The 17,557-nt window shown below is 52.8% G+C and carries 18 protein-coding genes; 2 read left to right on the forward strand and 16 right to left on the reverse strand.

Annotated features, from left to right (window positions below):
* Positions 1–114: 114 nt before the first annotated feature.
* The 14 genes from VF399_05300 to VF399_05365 form a co-directional block, all read right to left on the reverse strand.
* On the reverse strand, positions 115–1,338 hold the full coding sequence (locus VF399_05300) for a replication-associated recombination protein A (GenBank protein HEX7319755.1): 1,224 nt from the start codon (positions 1,336–1,338) through the stop codon (positions 115–117).
* A gap of 23 nt (positions 1,339–1,361) precedes the next feature.
* Positions 1,362–2,168: a phosphatidate cytidylyltransferase gene (locus VF399_05305; protein ID HEX7319756.1), complete on the reverse strand. Its 807-nt coding sequence runs from the start codon at positions 2,166–2,168 to the stop codon at positions 1,362–1,364.
* Positions 2,152–2,859 (reverse strand): polyprenyl diphosphate synthase, encoded by a 708-nt coding sequence (uppS, locus tag VF399_05310; protein ID HEX7319757.1) that lies wholly within the window; start codon positions 2,857–2,859, stop codon positions 2,152–2,154. Before uppS ends, VF399_05305 begins: the two co-directional genes overlap by 17 nt.
* Before the next feature lie 52 nt (positions 2,860–2,911).
* Entirely contained in the window at positions 2,912–3,562 is a 651-nt protein-coding gene (rsmG, locus tag VF399_05315) for a 16S rRNA (guanine(527)-N(7))-methyltransferase RsmG (protein ID HEX7319758.1), read from the reverse strand.
* Positions 3,562–4,314 carry a nucleoside triphosphate pyrophosphohydrolase gene (gene mazG / locus VF399_05320; protein ID HEX7319759.1) on the reverse strand — a complete coding sequence of 251 codons (753 nt, stop codon included), beginning with the start codon at positions 4,312–4,314 and terminating at the stop codon, positions 3,562–3,564. Before mazG ends, rsmG begins: the two co-directional genes overlap by 1 nt.
* Positions 4,271–4,972: a regulatory iron-sulfur-containing complex subunit RicT gene (ricT, locus tag VF399_05325; protein HEX7319760.1), complete on the reverse strand. Its 702-nt coding sequence runs from the start codon at positions 4,970–4,972 to the stop codon at positions 4,271–4,273. The genes mazG and ricT overlap by 44 nt, the downstream gene beginning before the upstream one ends.
* A 29-nt stretch (positions 4,973–5,001) precedes the next feature.
* Positions 5,002–5,253: a septum formation initiator family protein gene (locus tag VF399_05330; protein HEX7319761.1), complete on the reverse strand. Its 252-nt coding sequence runs from the start codon at positions 5,251–5,253 to the stop codon at positions 5,002–5,004.
* A 28-nt stretch (positions 5,254–5,281) separates the two neighbouring features.
* A complete protein-coding gene (locus VF399_05335; GenBank protein HEX7319762.1) occupies positions 5,282–7,606 on the reverse strand; it encodes a polysaccharide biosynthesis tyrosine autokinase in 2,325 nt (774 codons plus the stop codon).
* 39 nt (positions 7,607–7,645) lie between these two features.
* The gene (locus VF399_05340) at positions 7,646–8,236 is read right to left on the reverse strand and encodes a polysaccharide biosynthesis/export family protein (GenBank protein ID HEX7319763.1); all 591 of its coding nucleotides are present in this window, start codon (positions 8,234–8,236) and stop codon (positions 7,646–7,648) included.
* A 61-nt stretch (positions 8,237–8,297) separates the two neighbouring features.
* Positions 8,298–9,521, reverse strand: a complete 1,224-nt coding sequence (locus VF399_05345) for an endonuclease Q family protein (GenBank protein ID HEX7319764.1) — start codon at positions 9,519–9,521, stop codon at positions 8,298–8,300.
* Between the two features lie 49 nt (positions 9,522–9,570).
* Positions 9,571–10,326, reverse strand: coding sequence for a class I SAM-dependent methyltransferase (locus VF399_05350; protein HEX7319765.1), 756 nt, complete (start codon positions 10,324–10,326; stop codon positions 9,571–9,573).
* Complete coding sequence (guaB, locus tag VF399_05355) at positions 10,307–11,770, reverse strand: IMP dehydrogenase (protein ID HEX7319766.1); 1,464 nt, start codon at positions 11,768–11,770, stop codon at positions 10,307–10,309. The genes VF399_05350 and guaB overlap by 20 nt, the downstream gene beginning before the upstream one ends.
* 174 nt (positions 11,771–11,944) lie before the next feature.
* Positions 11,945–12,937 carry a transposase gene (locus VF399_05360; GenBank protein ID HEX7319767.1) on the reverse strand — a complete coding sequence of 331 codons (993 nt, stop codon included), beginning with the start codon at positions 12,935–12,937 and terminating at the stop codon, positions 11,945–11,947.
* Between the two features lie 92 nt (positions 12,938–13,029).
* The gene (locus VF399_05365) at positions 13,030–13,902 is read right to left on the reverse strand and encodes an SPFH domain-containing protein (GenBank protein ID HEX7319768.1); all 873 of its coding nucleotides are present in this window, start codon (positions 13,900–13,902) and stop codon (positions 13,030–13,032) included.
* 254 nt (positions 13,903–14,156) lie between these two features.
* Here VF399_05365 and VF399_05370 point away from each other — a divergent pair, with 254 nt between their 5' ends.
* Positions 14,157–14,702, forward strand: coding sequence for a T9SS type A sorting domain-containing protein (locus VF399_05370; protein HEX7319769.1), 546 nt, complete (start codon positions 14,157–14,159; stop codon positions 14,700–14,702).
* A gap of 2 nt (positions 14,703–14,704) precedes the next feature.
* Positions 14,705–16,210 (forward strand): T9SS type A sorting domain-containing protein, encoded by a 1,506-nt coding sequence (locus VF399_05375; protein ID HEX7319770.1) that lies wholly within the window; start codon positions 14,705–14,707, stop codon positions 16,208–16,210.
* Positions 16,211–16,284: 74 nt separating this feature from the next.
* On the opposite strand, the gene VF399_05380 is transcribed toward VF399_05375, so the two are convergent.
* A complete protein-coding gene (locus VF399_05380; protein HEX7319771.1) occupies positions 16,285–17,085 on the reverse strand; it encodes a tRNA (adenine-N1)-methyltransferase in 801 nt (266 codons plus the stop codon).
* Between the two features lie 13 nt (positions 17,086–17,098).
* Complete coding sequence (locus tag VF399_05385; GenBank protein HEX7319772.1) at positions 17,099–17,533, reverse strand: F0F1 ATP synthase subunit epsilon; 435 nt, start codon at positions 17,531–17,533, stop codon at positions 17,099–17,101.
* Between the last annotated feature and the right edge of the window lie 24 nt (positions 17,534–17,557).

Consider the following 17,557-nt stretch of genomic DNA (forward strand, 5'->3'; position numbering starts at 1 on the left):
CCCCCCACCCTTACCCTCCCCCACAAAGGGGAGAGGAAAATGAAAAATAACAACGCACACCACACAATTCCCCTCCCTCGACGGGAGGGGATTAAGGGGAGGGTGAAATAATAGTTATTTGTCACTTTCTTTTTTAGGACGTAAATACTTCTTGCCTTTGAGGTTGTCCGGCAGGTACTGCTGCTCCACCTTGGCATCCGGGTAGTCGTGCGGGTATTCATAATCCTTGCCATAACCGAGTTTTTCCATCAGCAGCGTGGGCGCGTTGCGGATATGCATGGGCACGGGCTGGGCAAGGGTCTTGAGCGCGTCCTCCTGCGCCTGGCCATAGGCAACATAGACCTCGTTGCTTTTTACCGCCCGGGCCAGGTACACGACACACTGGGCCAGCGCAAGATCTCCCTCGGGCCGGCCGATGAAATCGATCGCGTCCTTGGCCGCGATGGCGATCACGAGCGCCTGGGGATCGGCCATGCCGATGTCCTCGACCGCGAAACGGACGAGACGGCGCGCGATGTAAAGCGGATCTTCGCCGGCTTCCAGCATCCTCGCCAGCCAGTACAGACCGGCATCCGCGTCCGAGCCGCGCAACGATTTGTGCAGCGCTGATATCAGGTTGTAGTGTTCCTCGCCTGTCTTATCGTACTTGAGGGCTTTTTTCTGGATAACTTCCTCAGCGGTTTTCAGGTCGATCACCTTACCCGTCGCCGCCAGCGCAGATAATTCCAGCGCGTTAAGCGCGACCCGCGCGTCGCCGTCCGAGCTGTGCGCGATGAATTCCAGCGCCTCAGGCGATATCTCATGGGAACCGGCAAGACCCCGCGTCGAGACCAGGGCGCGGTTGATGAGCTGCTTGATGTCATCAAGCGCGAGCGGGTACAGCATGTAGACCTTGACCCGCGACAGCAGGCTCGAGTTCAATTCGAACGAGGGGTTCTCGGTGGTGGCGCCGATCAGCGTGATCACGCCGGTCTCCAGGTACGGCAGGAATGCGTCCTGCTGGGCCTTGTTGAACCGGTGGATCTCGTCGATGAAGATGATCGTGTTTCTTTTGAACAGCGAATTTTTTTTCTCGGTTTCTTCCATGAATTTCTTTATTTCGACGATACCGCTGGTGGCGGCCGAGAACGATACGAAATCAGCCGATAGCCTTTTCGCGAACAGCCGGGCGATCGTCGTCTTGCCGCTGCCCGGCGGTCCGAACAGGATCATGGAAAAGAGCCGGCCTTCTTCGATCTGCCTCGCGATCGGACCGCCCGGTCCGAGCAGATGCCGCTGGCCGAGTATTTCCTCGAAGCTGTCCGGCCGGATGCGGTCAGCGAGCGGCGTCGTGTGCACGATTCCTGCCTGACCGCGCGCCTCTAGCCATAATAAATAGCGTAAAGATAGAAAAATGGGATATTGAAGATCAGCGAGTCCAGGCGGTCCAGGAACCCCCCGTGGCCGGGGAAAATGTTCGAGGCGTCTTTTAAGCCGGCTTCGCGCTTCATGCCGGATTCCATGACATCGCCCACCGTGCCGAGGATCCCGATGCCGAGCGTGAGGATTATCGCGTCCACGACATTGAAATAGGGAAACCACAGCCTGTTCAAATAATAAGTGCAGGGAAAGGTCAGGATGATCCCGAATATCAGTCCTTCAACGGACTTTTTCGGACTGACCTTTTCGCACAACTTGTGCTTGCCGATAAACGAACCGACGATGTACGCGAATGTATCGAACAGCCAGGTCAGGATCAGGGGACACAGCGCGTAAGTAAACCCCAGCTTGCGCAGGGGGATGATCGCCGAGGGTAATACCGCGATATATATAATCCCGAAGACCGTCGCCGACATCTCGGCGAGGAAATTCGGAATGTACCGCGAACCGGGGAAGCGCATGACCGACAGCAGCGCGATGAACATGAAAAGCAGAAAAGCGGTGAATATAGCGGGGATCCTGAAAAAATAGAGCCAGGGTATGGTGTAGGCCGGCAGCAAGACCGCCAGCGTGTGGGGATATATGTCCTTACGGTGCCAGAACCTCAGGTATTCGTTCATGGCAAAAGTAATGAACAGCATAACAACCAGCGGCAGCAGGACGTTGTCCACCAACAGCACGATCAGGATCGCGGTGATCAGAAAAAACGCCGTCTTCACCCGCTGGACAAAATCATTTAATTTTGCCAAACAACCGCTCCCTTGTCCGGAAATCATCGATGGCTTTGGCATACTCTTTTTTACGGAAATCGGGCCAGAGCGTCTTGGTGAAATACAGTTCGGCATAGGCGATCTCCCAGAGCAGAAAATTTGATATCCGCGTGCGGTTATCAGCCCCGGTCCGGATCAAAAGGTCCAGCGCGGGAAGCGCTGGGTCGTAGAGAAAACCACCCAGATCTTCTTCTCCAAAGGCATCAAGATCGATCCTGTTTGTCCGGTCCTTTAAGATAACCTTTTTCACGGCATCGACGATCTCGCCGCGGCCGCCATAACTCAGGCAGAACGTCAACACCAGCCCGGAGTTGTTCTTTGTCGTCTCCAGGGCCTTGCCCAGAGCCTTGCGGGCCGGTTCATAAAGATCCCCAATGCGGCCGATCGCGTTGATCCGCACGTCCTCTTTGTGAAGTTCTGGGGTTTCTTTATAGAGCATTTCCTCGAGCATGGACATGAGGTAATCGACTTCATCCTTGGGCCGCTGCCAGTTCTCAGTGCTGAATGTGAAAAGCGTGACGTACTTGACGCCAAGGTCCGGAGAGGTATTTACCATGTCCCGGATCGATTCGGCGCCCTGCCGGTGCCCGAACACCCGCGGTAATCCGCGTTTTTTGGCCCACCGGCCGCTTCCGTCCATGATGATCGCGACATGCAGACCTTCGATCATAGCGTATTATATGATATAAACCCCTGATGTCAAGGACAGCCCGTTTGCCTGGTCAGACGCGGCATGCCCGGACGCGCACCAGGTTCATGGGCGCGTGCTCGACCGGCGTGTAAACGCGGTCTGAGGTCAAAACGCAATTTTTATCAAGGACGGTCGCGCGAGCGCGCTTCAATTCATCGTCGATATCGGGGGATTTGAAAAGGACGATCAGACCGTCATGGCCGATCATGGAGGCGGCGGTCTTCACCAGGAAGGACACGGTGCCGGCGGCCCGAGCCAGAACGACGTCGAATGAACGGTGCGCTTGCCTCTCGGCTCGATCATTGACGACCTCAATATTCGGCAATTTAAGCTCGCCGACCAAATTTTTTAAAAATTGCGCTTTTTTTCCGACCGATTCGAACATCGTACATTGGATCTCGGGGATCATGATCTTGAGCGGGATCGACGGGAAACCCGCGCCCGCGCCGATATCCGCGAACGAACGCTTGCCCGCCAGGTCAGGCAGCGCGAGCAGCGATGGCAAAAAATGCTTCAACGCGATCCGGTGATAATCAGCATGGGATATCAGGTGTACCTTGTTGCGGTACCGGTACAACATTTCGAGGTAGCGCTTAAAGCATGCCTCTTGCCCGGCCGTGCAGGTCAGCGCCAGCTCGGCGAGACCTTGATGCATGATATCCAGTTCCGGCCCGGGATCCATCAGGACTTAATGATGTTCCATACCCGGTCCATCTCTTTAAGCTGTACGTCCTGAAGCTTTTTGCCGTTTTTTTCGATGGTTGTTTTCATGATCCGGAAACGCTTTACGAATTTTTTATTGGCGTGGCGCAATGCATCCTCGGGATCAACACCAAGGTGACGGCAGAGATTGACGCAGGAAAAAAGCAGGTCCCCGGACTCCTCAAAGACCCGGGGCGCGCTCCTGGCGCTCTGGATCTCGCGCAGCTCTTCGTTGATCTTTTTCATGGGTCCCCGGCGCGAGTTCCAGTCAAATCCGATCTTGGCCGCGCGTTCCTGGATGATCCGGGCCGCCAGCAGGGCGGGAAGGGTCTTCGCGATCCCGCGGTGGATATCCTTCTTACTGCTCTGCCAGAACTTCAGCACCGCGTCCGGGGTTCGGAGTTTTTGACCGCGGAAAACGTGTGGGTGTTTCTGCCGGTATTTACGGACCGTTGCCGCCACGAGCTTTTCAAAAGGTATCTTCCTTTCTTGTTCGAACACGACAGCCAGGAATACCCCGAGCAGGAGGATGTCGCCGATCTCCTCCTGGATCATGGGGGCCTGCCGGGCCTCGATCGCGTCGACCAGTTCATAAGCTTCTTCGATCACGTTGTTTTTTAGGCTACGCAGGGTCTGACGGCGGTCCCACGGACACTTCCGGCGCAGTGTCCGCACGAGTTTAATGAGTTCAGTAAATGACAGGCTCTTCTCCAGCTTCCGCGGCGTCATCATCCGCTGTGCTTTTCATGGTTTTTTCGTTCTGAAAATCAGTGTAGAAATCCTCTTCAAAATTCAAACAGCAGAGCAGTTTGCCGCAGATGCCGGAAAGCTTGCTTGGTGATACATACAGCTTTTGTTCCCGCGCCATGCGCAGGGAGATCGATTTGAGATCAGCGAGAAAAGTCGCGCAGCAGAGATTCCGGCCGCAGACGCCGACGCCGCCGAAGATCCTGGTGAAATCGCGCGAGCCGATCTGTTTTATGACCACCCGCTTGTTTAACTTTTGTGATATGAAACGGTGGAGCTTTCGGAATTCCACCTTTTTCTCAGCCGTGAAGTAGAACACCAGGCGTTCTTCATCGAACTGGCAATGGGTATACACCGGTTTCATGAAGATACTGAACTCCTGGATCGCCCGCTTGAGCTCGATCATGCAGAACTCTTCGTATTCCCTCAGTTCCTCGCTCTTTTCCGCGTCCTCGGCCGTGGCGCTCCTGATGATCTCGCCGTAACAGGTCTCTTCCTCGGTCAGGCACGGCAGGAATCTGACGACCCGTCCGGTATCGATCCCTTCCTTGCTTTTGAAGATGACCCGTTCGCCGGATCGGCAATTAACATCCCATTTTACGAGTTCAAGCCGGAATGGAGTTATTTCAACCTGGTAGATCACGTCGGCGCCCCGTCAACTGCTGCGGTCCATTACCGTTTTATGAGGTATACCTTCTCCCCTTTTTTGATCATGCCCAGTTCATCCCGCGCTTTTGTCTCCAGCAGTACGCCCTTGCGGTAATCATCAATACGCTGCTGCGTCGCCTGGTTCTCGGCACGGATCACGAGGATGTTCTTCTGCAACCGGTGTTCTTCGTTCAGGGCGGAAATGAAACGGACCGCTCGCCGGGAAAAATAGATCATGGGTATGATGATGATCGCGAGCACCAAAAGCCATCGCATCTTTTTCCGCGAGCGCTTGAAAGCCACGTTAAGTTGCCTTGGCCGAGTAACTGTGGTAATGGTAATAACGGTGGCGGTACCGGCGGTAACCCATGTCCAGACCGTTGAAAACGAACCCCACGAGCTTTTCTCCAGCCCGTTCCAGTTCTTCCTTGACCTCGATGAGATCGTCGCGGTTCGTCTTGTTCGCCATGACCACTACCACGATCCCGTCGCATATCTTGCCCAGCACCCGGGCATCGGCGATCCCCAGAGCCGGAGGGGCATCGATCAGAACGAAGTCATATTCATTGCGCAGCTCTTCCAGGATCTTGTGCATTTTGACCGATCCCAGAAGCTCAGCCGGATTGGTGGGTATCGTGCCGCTGGTCATGAAAAATAGTTCGCCGAAACTGTTCTTGACGATCGCTTCTTTCAGTTTCAGCTTATCGATCAGAACGTCGGACAAACCGTGCTGGTTGTCCATTACAAAATCCTTGAAATACACGTGGAACATCGGCCTTCGGAAATCGCAATCCAGCATGATCGTGCGGTGCCCCTGCTGCGCCAAGGTGATACCAAGATTGATACAGGTCGTGGTCTTGCCTTCCTGGGGCAGCGTGGAAGTAACCAGGATCACTTTTATAGGACGCGCGGCCGCGCTGAATGAAAGGTTGGTGCGCAATATCCGATACGCCTCGGCGATATCCGAATGCGGTTCCCGGATCGTCGGGATCTGCGTGGTGCTCTTATCCCGCACCACGGGGATGGAAGCCAGCACCGATATCCCGGTGAGGTCCTCGACCTCCCGGGCGCTCTTGAGGGAAGTATCAAGATATTCGATCAGGAACGCACCGCCCAGCCCCAGGATCAGGCCGAGCAAGAATCCGAGCAGGCTGTTCTGCTTGGTCTTGGGACCGACCGGATATTCAGGCGTGATCGCATAATCGATAATTCGCGCCTGGCTTATCTGCATGGCCTCCGCGATCTTTGATTCTTCAAGCTTGCCCAGCAGCATGGTGTAAATCTCTTCGTTCGCTTTCTTCTGCCGTTCCAGCTGGGCGAGATTAACCTCGGCTTCGGGAAGCTGTTTCAACCGGTGGTTCTGGCGGGTCATGATCAAATCCAGCGCGCCGATACGACTCTGCATCGTGATCACCCGGATCTCATCGGTAATGATATTGCTGATGATCGACTGGAAGATCGGATCTTCCACTGACGGTCCGGCCATGGCGATCTGCTTTGTCGCTTTGCTGATCTCTTCTTCGGTGGCCTTGATCTTGCCGTTGAGCAGAGCGATCTCGCCGTCGCTCGAACCATTGGCAAGCAGTTCCTGTTTTTGCAGTTCCAGTCCCTTCAATTTTTCCCGGAGCGAAACGATCATCGGGCTGTTCGAGATCGTGGGGAACGATGCCATTCTTTTGTAAGCACCGTAGGTGGCTTCGTCCTTTGACAGTTCTGCCTCCATCTGTTCGATGCCGCGCTGGGCTTCGGTCAATTCGATGATCGCCTTCTCCTTCTCCACCTCGAAGTCGGCTGAGGACGTGATGATCTCCTTGGCTGATTCGGTCAGCAGGAAAATCCCGGTTTTCTCCTTGTAGATCCGCAGCTTTTCCTCGGCGCTGTCCAATTCGTAGCCGAACGTTGCGATCTGGGTTTCGATGAATTCCTTTGACCCGCGAGCCGATTCCCTGAGGCTCATCAGGGAGTAATCAATGTATTCCTGGGCGACGGCATTGGCAATGCGCGAAGATTGCACGGCGTTGTACGAACGGGCCTTGAGCAGCACCAGGGACGTATTCTTGATCTGGGCCGCGCTGATATTGGCCATGAAGTCGTCGATGGTCTCGTCAAATTTTTGGATCGTGAATTCAATATCGGCCTTCGGCCTTGCTTTAAGCAGGAACTTGATCGTGCCGTTGTCAAACAGGCTGCCGACCCGGCCTTTGCCGAGATCAGCTCCGGTGGCCGACAGCAGCGTGAAATCTGTATCGGCAACCCGGATCAAGTACCTGCCGATCAATGCATCATCGCTGACACTGACCGAGTCGAAATAGTCGGGCTTTAATTCAACCGGGACCAGGCACAGGCCGAGCTTTATGACTACGAGCTGCGCGATCGCGCGGCTGCGCACGATCTCAAGTTCGTTCTCGACCGGGTCAACGGACCGGGGCAGATAAAGTTCACCGAAGAACGTGGTTTGGTTCTCGGACAGATCGAGTTTGAACTTAACCTTTGCTTCATAAACCTTGGGCAGGCGTATACTCACGATGAGCGCGCTAAGCGCGGCAATAACCACGCAGATAATGATCAGGACCCGGCGTTTGTAGACGATATCGAAATAATCCTGGAATGTCGGTTCGCGCTTGATCACTGCGTCATCCTTTACTGATTCATCAGGTGTTACGAGTCATCAATTTTGGGTGGCGAGAAGATACGTGGTGTATACCTGAAGGACAAAAGTGCCGAGCGTAAAGATCACGCCCCATTCCTGCAGGGCGGACATGAAACGGCGCGGTACCATGACCACGTCGCCGGGTCTGAGGTTCAGTTTTTCAATATCCCTGCCGCTCCGGAGGATCTTTTCCAGATTGACCGCGCGCACGGATCCCACGTTGAGTATCCGCAGGTTGTTCAGGTTACCCTGTACGCTTGGACCGCCGGCCAGCGCCAGCAGGTCCGCCAGGTTATCGCCGCTTTTCATGTAATAGTAACCGGGTATCTTGACTTCACCGAAAATATTTATGCGATAGAGAAAATAGATATTCAAGAATATATCGCCGTAATACTTATGGAATTCGTTATCCAGGAGGGTCTCCAGCGAGTCGATCGAAATGTCTTTCACTTTGAACTTGCCGATCAGCGGGATATTGAGCGAAGTATCGGTATCCACGAAATACTTCCCGCTCAAATCGGGCTGGCGCCAGATCACGATATCCACGGCGTCATAAGGCAAAAGCGCTGCCTGGGAAGAACAAATAATGAAATAAACGACACTAATCATTATAAAAGTATACAGAAAAAAATAAAGATGTCAAGACGCTGACAAGACCGGCCGCGTCCTTTTAGAACAAACCCAGCTGCGGTTCGGAGCTTTTTTCTTCTTGGAATATCTTTACGGTCCCGAATTCGCCGTCGTACCCAGGGTTGATTATGACCTCGCCCCGGCGGGCGTGGTCGACGCCGATGCCGATCTTTTCGTGGGAGAAAGATTGTATATCCGCGATCGAGGCGTTGAGCAGGATCTCAAATTCGTTGCCAAAATGATCGCACAGCTTCCGGTACTCGTTCTTGACACCGACCGTATCGCGGCCCACACCGAGCGCTTCGGCGATTATTTCCTCCAGCGGGATCAAATTGCGGTACGGTATCGGGTTTTCGGGTTTGTACCCTTCGTCCCGGTCAGCCAGCGCCTCGATCCGGTGCAGAACACCGATGGTCAGGTTGCGCGAGCATACCGGGCAAAGATTATTGTTGAACCGCGATTCCTTTGGTGAAAGCCGGACATCACATTTCCGGTGCCCGTCATAATGGTACTTGCCTTCTTCCGGGTAGAACTCGATCGTGAACAGGAATTTTGAACGGTCTTTGGCTCTAAGCACATCGCGCAGCCCGCGGTAATCAAGGTCTTGCGCAAAAACGTTCGCTTCCCGGCCCAGCCGGCTGGGTGAATGGGCGTCGGAGTTGGAAACCAGCGTGTACGGATCCAGCGCGGAAAGGCGCCAGTTCATGGCCGGATCCGATGATAACCCGGTCTCGACCGCGAAGAACTTATCGCTCAGATCGGCAAAACATTCCTCGATCGCGTCGAAACCGGAATTGGATCCGAACAGGGAAAACCATGGTGTCCAGATATGGGACGGGATCAGATAGGCATCCGCGCTTATGTCCATTATGTTCCGGTACATTTCACAGGTGTCGAGCGACAGGATCGGCCGGCCGTCAGCCTCAAGCTTGCCATACCGCTGAAGATATTTGTTTATTTTCTCCGCGACCTCGAAATCCGGCGCGAAAATGATGTTATGGATGCGTCGTCCCTTTCCCCCGCGCGTGTAGATATTGTTGACCTCGACCGTCAGCACGAACTTGACGTCTCCATAATGATATACGCCATCCTTGAAAGTAAGGTATTCTTTCAGCTCCCGCAGCCATTCGGGATGCGTGAAATCGCCGGTCCCGACCATGCCGATACCCTTCTGTTTTGCATATTCAGCGATCCTCGGGATCGTCATCTCCTGGGATGTAGCTCTCGAATACCGCGAATGGATATGCAGGTCAGCGATCATCATTTTTTTAATCCCTTCTTTTATCCACAAATCCCCTTATCCCCATTGCTTCTCACCACTTCAGCGCTACGCCCATGATCCGCGTGTCATGCTCGCTCGCCGGGTTGAACGTCAAATGCCGGTACAGGGAAAAAGTGAACCCGGCGCGCGACAGGGCGTTGCTGATCTCGGTCAGCGTGTACGCCCGTTCCTGGTGGAATTCCTTGAGCGCGACCTCGCGGCCGTCTTCGTAAACGGTCAGCGTCAGCTTCAACGACGATATCCGCTGCTGCTTATCAAAGGTGTTCGACCAGGTCGAATAGACCGAATTGTCCTTGCGCGTAAAGGTCTGGTTGCCCCATTCGTCCTCCAGCGCGTGCAGCGTGTTCATATCAAAAATATAGATACCGCCGGGGACAAGCGCTTCGTACGAGCACTTGAAGCACCGGTACAGGTCGTCGGGTTCCAGCATGTAATTACAGCTGTCGTACAGGCAGGTTATGACCGGCACCGCAGCATCCAGCTGGAAATCGCGCATGTCGCCCTGGATCAGTCGGAAATTCGAATACTGCGTAAGCCTATTCCGGCATGTCTCAAGCATGGCGGCGGATACGTCCAGGCCGATCACTTCATACCCTTTTTTCAACCAGAGCTCGAGGCAGACGCCGGTCCCGCAGGCCAGGTCAAAGATCCGTTTTTCGCGGATCGCATTTAGGCTCAGGATCTTTTCGATATAACTGATCCATGAAGGATAGTTCACGAATGACATCAATTTATCATAGTACGGACCGATCAACGTGAACGGCTTGCTATAATCCTCGGATTTCATAGTTGGGCGCTTCCCTGGTGATGGTAATGTCATGCGGGTGGCTTTCCCTCAAGCCCGCCGGGCTGATCTTCATGAAACGCGCCCGGCCGCGAAGCCTGGTCAGGTCTTTTGCCCCGCAATAACCCATGCCGGATTTCAGTCCCCCCACCAGTTGGAAGATCACTTCCTTCACCAACCCCCGGTAAGGCACCCGTCCTTCCACTCCTTCGGGTACGAACTTTGTGGCCGATTCCTGGAAATAGCGGTCGGCCGAGCCCTTAGCCATCGCGTCTAAGGATCCCATCGCGCGGTACTCCTTGTAACGCCGGCCTTCCAGGAGCACGGTTTGACCCGGGCTTTCCTCGGTCCCGGCGAACAGGCTGCCGATCATGACGCATGACGCTCCAGCGGCCAGGGCTTTCACGATATCCCCGGAATACCTGATCCCGCCGTCCGCAATGATCGGGACCTGCCGTCGCTTTGCCGCACCCGCGCACTCCATGATCGCGGTCAGTTGTGGCATGCCGATCCCGGCGATCACGCGGGTCGTACAGATCGAACCGGGCCCGATCCCGACCTTGATGCCGTCGATGTCGAGCCGCAGGAGTTCGCGCGCCGCTTCGGCCGTGCCGATGTTGCCGGCGACGAGTTCAACCCGGGGGAACGCCTTTTTCACCTTTTTAATGGTTTCGATAACGCCCTTGGAATGGGCGTGCGCCGTGTCGATGACGATCGCGTCAACCTCGGCTTCGGCCAGGGCCGCGGCCCGGTCCATCGTTCTTTTGTCGATCCCGATCGCGGCCGCGCAACGCAACCGGCCGCGCTTATCCGTGATCGTCCGCGGGTACTCCATTTTCTTGATGATATCCTTGGTCGTGATCAGACCCTTGAGCCGGCCGGTCCGGTCAATGATCGGCAGTTTTTCGATCCGGTGTTTTTTCAGTATCTGTTTTGCTTGCTCCAGGGTCGTCCCTTCGGGCGCCGTGACCAGCTTTTCGCGGGTCATGAGCTCGCGCACCTTCCGGTTCCCATGCGTCTCAAAAATGATATCGCGGTTGGTCAGAATACCGATCAGCCGGTTGTCCTTATCAATGACCACGACGCCGGAGATCCCGAATTTGTCCATGAGCCGCCGCGCCAGGCCGATCTCCGTATCTTCAGTCACCGTAATCGGATCGCTGATCATGCCGCTCTCGGCGCGCTTGACCTTCCTTACTGCGGCCTGCTGTTCGTCGATACCGGTATTTTTGTGGATTACGCCGATGCCTCCTTCTTTTGCCAGCGCGATCGCCATGGCCGATCCGGTCACGGTGTCCATCGCCGCGCTGACCAGGGGGATGTTCATACTTATGTGCCGCGTGAACTGGGTGGTTACGTTACAATCTCTTGGGATTATGCTGGAATAGCGTGGGATCAATAAAACATCATCAAAAGTAAGGCCTTCCTGAAGTTTTATGGTTACCATTGTTTATTATACAGATTTTTTCAATACCGTCAAGGGCAATTTATTATTCTCCTTTTCATCACAAAAGCCCATAATAATCCTCCTTCGATGGAAACCATAAAATATTCAATAAGAATTACATGTATGCCGCAGGGGGATATATGATTCATGGGGCAATGGGGTCAAATCTTCACATTATACATTTTTCAGATTCGCTTTTATCTTGGCTTCAAGCTTGATGAATTGTTCCTTCAACTTTTTTTCTTTCGCCAACTTGACCTGCAGGCGTTTGCGCATCATATGCACAGAGATATAGTCAATGCCGCCTAACAATTCACCGATCTGCGATTGCGTTATACTGCAATGCCTGTATAACAACTCTGCAACCATGCCCCGCAGCGCACCATGGCGATGACGCGCATGCAATATATCCTCATTGATCCCGCACTCATGTTTAATGATGTCTATCACCTGCAGAGGTTCCAGTGAAGCAAGGTGTAATTCACGATAAGCAGGTTGCTCACGTAAAGATTCGTGTTCGACGAACTGCTTTACTCTTGTAACAAAGTCCTCATCGCCAAGAATCAATCCGCCATGCGCATTTTTAAAAGGATTTTCTATATCCCGTTTTAATCCATCGGCTATGAACTCAGCGTATTGCCGGCGGTCTTTAATCATAGACAATAGTATGCTGTGTTCTACAAAACGCTCTTTTTTCTTTTCATCCAGATACCCCTTTAAACTACTCCAGTGATAATCCCTCGTAAAAATCCACTGCTTTTGGTAATTTTCTGTTGTTATTTTTTGCGTCCGTGCTGGATTTAAATGAAGATAGCGCGATACCTCCAAAAAATAGGAGTCTACATCAATTAAAAATGCCTTATAACGACCTTGATAAAGATTACCGCAGCGACCATAGCGCCAATTGAACCAGCCCGTATAACAGATGTTGAAATGACGCATAAATTCTGCACAGTTCGCTTTCGGCGTTTGAATTAGCAAATGGAAGTGATTGGGCATCAAGACATAGGCATGCAATACTACCTTATATGTATTAAGTGATCCTTCTAGTAATGTAAGAAAACGCTGGCGGTCTCCATCACACAGGAAGATATTTCTGCGCTCGATCCCCCGGCATGTAATATGATAGTATGCTCCAGGGTATTGAATCCTTAATGATCTCGCCACGCCGGAGTTTATTCAACATTGGTAGAAAGTCAAGCCTTATGTATTAATGTATAATGTGAAGATTTGACCCCAAGTTTATTTCATTTATTCAGTTATTCTTTTTCCTTTGACTTGCGGTTCAAAGGCAGGACCCCGGCCATTTCGCCGATGACGTTGACCAGTTCTGACCCGGCCGGCAGCACGATCTTCGCGTTGTGCGCCAGGGACGATTCCAGCGCCTGCAGCTTTCTCAAAAGCTGAGCGTTGCCAATGAAATACTTGTCCGCGGCTTCGTTCACCAGCCGGATCGCCTCGGCCTCGCCTTCGGCTTCCAGGATCCGCGCCCGCTTGATACCTTCGGCTTCCTTGATGCTGGCGCGCTTTTCGCCGTCGGCAGATGTCTCGCGCGCCGTCGCGTAGTCGATCGCGGCGATCTTTTCGTTCTCGGCCTTGACGACCTTGTTCATCGTGTCCTGAACGTCCTTGGGCGGGTCGATCTCCTTCAATTCGGTCCGGACGATCTCGATGCCCCAACTCTGGGTTTCTTCACGCAGGGTGTTGTGGAGCTCGGAGTTGATCTTACCCCGTTCACTGTTGGCTGATTTCAAGGTCAGGGTGCCGATGATATTCCTCAGGGTCGTGCGGGCGAGGTTAACGATCTGCCACTTGTAGTTATTGACATTATATAACGAGCTTTTTACGCTTTCTTCGTCGGTTTTGACCTTGAAATAAACCTGGGCGTCGACGCGTGCGTTCAGGTTGTCATTGGTGATGATCTCCTGGGGTTCGGCATCGACCATCAGTTCCGTAATATTGATCCGGTACATTTTTTCGATGATCGGCACGATCCAGTGAAATCCGGGGTTGGCAAAACGCACGTATTTGCCCAGCCTTTCGATCAAACCCCGGTGCGTGGGTCGCACGATCCTGATCCCGATCAGGAAATAGAAAAAAAGTACTATTATAAGCCATATCCACCAGTGCATATTATTCCCCCTTTTTATTTTTAATTGCCATCAATTATAACGCAATAATTCCTGATGTCAATCCGGAAGGATGAGAATCTTCATTCGATAGCAAATCAACATATTCTTAGAATTTCAGTGGATGCGCTGCTACCCTTGACATTTTTCGTCTGGTGCTTAGAATATGATAAGTATCAAGGACGTAGAAATGAGCAAAATAAATAGCATCATATTGTTGATCTTTATCCCCATCATACTTAGAGGAGGGTATACGATTGAACTTAGAATACGAATTCTACAAGCTCATATTCATGTCGGGCAGTTATCCTTATGCACGGTTGGGCTATGCTGAAGCCCTATCCAAGACCGGCACAACCGTTATCTGGGATCAATGGAACTATAGACATATGTGTTACTGCAACAACCTCTTTGGTTCACCGCATACCGAAGTCTGGACCAACTGGCCGGGCACCATGCAGGTTACGCATCCCGGACAGATCACCTGCCAGGTTGTTACTGGTGGCGGCGGGCAATCCCAGCAGACCGATAATCCACGACCGCGGCAACTGACCATTTTCTTGCCCACTGTCTCGGCCGATAAAAACATTTCTGTTAAATTCGGCATTCCCGCAGCAGGTAATGCCGAGCTAATCCTTTACAACGTGATCGGAACTGCAGTTTCAAGGATGGTCATGCACGACCTAAAACCTGGCTATTACTACCGGCGTCTTGATGCGCACGGCATTCCAGGTGGCATATATGTACTCATGCTACGGCAAGACAGTGCTGTTGTCACTAAAAAAATCGTGGTCGTGAGGTAGCCATGGGGATGCATGGACTGACAAGGGCTCTCGCAGTGGTCTGTATCACCGTTTTTCTGCTCTCTGCCCAACCGGATACGTTATGGACGAAAACCTACGGCGGGTTTAATGGCGACATTGCACGCTGCGTTCAGCAAACTAATGACGGTGGTTTCATATTGACTGGCGGCACGGCTTCCTATGGTGCTGGTGATATGGACATTTATATTATCAGGACTGATTCGTTGGGCGAATCGCTGTGGACAAAAACCTACGGCGGCTTCTACAATGATGGCAGTGAATGGATCGAATGCACTGTCGATGGTGGCTATATGATCGCCGGTCGGCGCGGCAATGACGGTGGTAGTAACTCGGATGTCTGGCTGATAAAGATCAATTCCTTAGGCGACACGCTGTGGACGAAAACCTTTGGTGGCGACGGTACAGAGGGCACATCCATGGCAAAACAGGTTACAGATACCGGATATATCGTTGTCGGTTTTACTAATTCCTCTGGTTCCGGTTTGAATGATCTTTGGTTATTGAGAGTCGATTCAGCTGGTGACACTATATGGACAAAAACCTACGGTGGTTCTTTGAATGACGGTGGTACGAGGGTTCTTCAAACATCAGACAAAGGCTACATGATTCTTGGCGGTACGTATTCTTATGGTGCTGGTCAGTCAGATGGCTGGATGATAAAAGCTGACTCCCAAGGGAATGCTCAGTGGTCAAAAACATATGGCGGTACAAATTATGATTTTGTCTATGAAATGGTTGAAACGCAGGATCACGGTTATTTCATCACCGGTATGACTATGAGCTTTGGCAACGGGCATGCGGACGCCTGGTTTATCAGAACCGATTCCTTGGGCGATACGCTGTGGACCAAAACCTTGGGCGATACCGGTTACGAATATGCCGAGTCAGGCGTTCAGACGGCCGATGGCGGCTTCATTGCCTGCGGCTATAAAGAAACCAATTGGATTTACGATCTGTGGATTATGAAACTTGATTCCACGGGCAACTGTTCGTGGACCAAAACGCTCGGGCATGGCTTTCATGAATACGGCCAATCGATCCGCCAGACCCGGGATGGCGGATATATCTGTGCCGGAGATTATTATTATGCGTCGGGAAACTATGATATCTGGTTGATCAGGCTGGCAGCCGAGACATCAATCGCAGAGGACGATCAGCACCTTCTCAAGGATAGATGCAGCCAAGACCGCGTGGTAATCAATGCTTCTCCGAATCCTTTTAATTCGCATTTGCATATATATTACAATTTGGAGGAAATTGGCGAACCGAGGATTCCAGAATCGGGTCATACTGCCGCTGCACTAAAAATATATTCGGCTGCCGGCTGTTTAGTGAAACAATGGAATGAGCCGGCGGTCAAACAATCAACACACATCATATGGTCAGGTACTAACCAAAACGAACTGCCTGTGCCCTCCGGCATATATTTTATACAACTTGAAACGAATAATTATAAATGCGCAAAAAAGGTTGTTTTACTCCGGTAGAATCTTCTTGTACACTACTACCGGATCAGCAGTATACAAACTGGAAAAAACAGACACCGTAGTGTCTCAATACCCTACTCAATGTTTTCCGGCTTTTGCGCCTTGTATCCGCTGATCAGGTACGCAGTGTGGGTGATCCCCCGCTCGCGCGGCCTGACCCCGCGCTCGCGGACCAGCATCTCGCGCTGCTGGTTCTCGCATACGCGGACCTTCACGAAACCATTCTGCAGCATGGCATCAACGGTCCTTTTCACCTGCTCGATGTTGGGGCTCAAACTTACCAGGTGATGCCCGTCCCTGAGCGCCCGCGCGGCGTGCGGGACGATCTCCCAGGGCTCGGGCACATCGATGAAGACCGCGTCAACATCGTCCTGGATAAAACCTTCCAAGCCTGCGTCGCGGCAAAAGAACTCGACATTCGCTTCACAGCCCGCCCTTACAATGTTTTTCTTGGCGTTTTCCAGGAATTCTTCTTTCCGTTCATAAGAATATACCATTCCGTCCGGCGCCACGAATTTTGCCAGGGTCAAGGCCAGGGCGCCGCTACCCGTGCCGACCTCGATGACCCGCGAGCCGGGACCGACCGCGGTCTCCAGTAGAAGGTATCCAAAGTCCTTGGGGTAGACGATCGTCGTGGTCCGCCTGACCCTCATCATCATTTCGCTCGTGCTGGGTTTAAGGCAGTAAAACGGCGTGCCCAGATGCGTTCGACCGGCGAATCCGTATGGTTTACCGATGATGTCATCATGTTTAATGTCGCCGTAGTCGGTCGAGATCTTCAACCGGGGCTGTGCCTGTATCAGATACTCGCGTTTTTCATCAAGATAGACAAGGATCAACGATTGCGCCTGGATCGTGCGGTCTGACCGGGCCATGATCTAAATAACCTTATTGCGCGGAGCCGTAGTCCCCGCCCCGCGTTGTCCGGTGGCGTGCGACCTTGAGCCTTAGCAGTGAACGCTGCAGCGCGGCCACAGCATCGGTGTGGCTTATACTATCAAGGTGCTTTTCCGCCAGCATTTTCCGCGCCCGTTCGCGCGCGCGCTCGGCCCGGTCAACATCGATCTCCTCGGCCCGCTCCGCGGCATCGGCAAGGAGGGTCACCTTGTTCATGGCGACCTGGATGAACCCGCCGGTGACGGTCATGAAACTTATTTCTTTGTTCTTCTTGATCTTGATCTCGCCCGGCGCGATCATGGTCACCAGGGGCACGTGATGCGCCATAATACTGATCTCACCCTGCGTGGTCGGCGTCGTCAATACGTCGATGTCGTCGGAAAACATCAGCCGCTCGGGTGTTACGATCTCCAGTTTGAATTTCATGATGTCATGACCTTGGTTTTAAAG

This window comes from bacterium (assembly GCA_036382775.1).
Classification (GTDB): Bacteria; Hydrothermota; Tepidihabitantia; order SM23-42; family JAOAFX01; genus DASVHD01.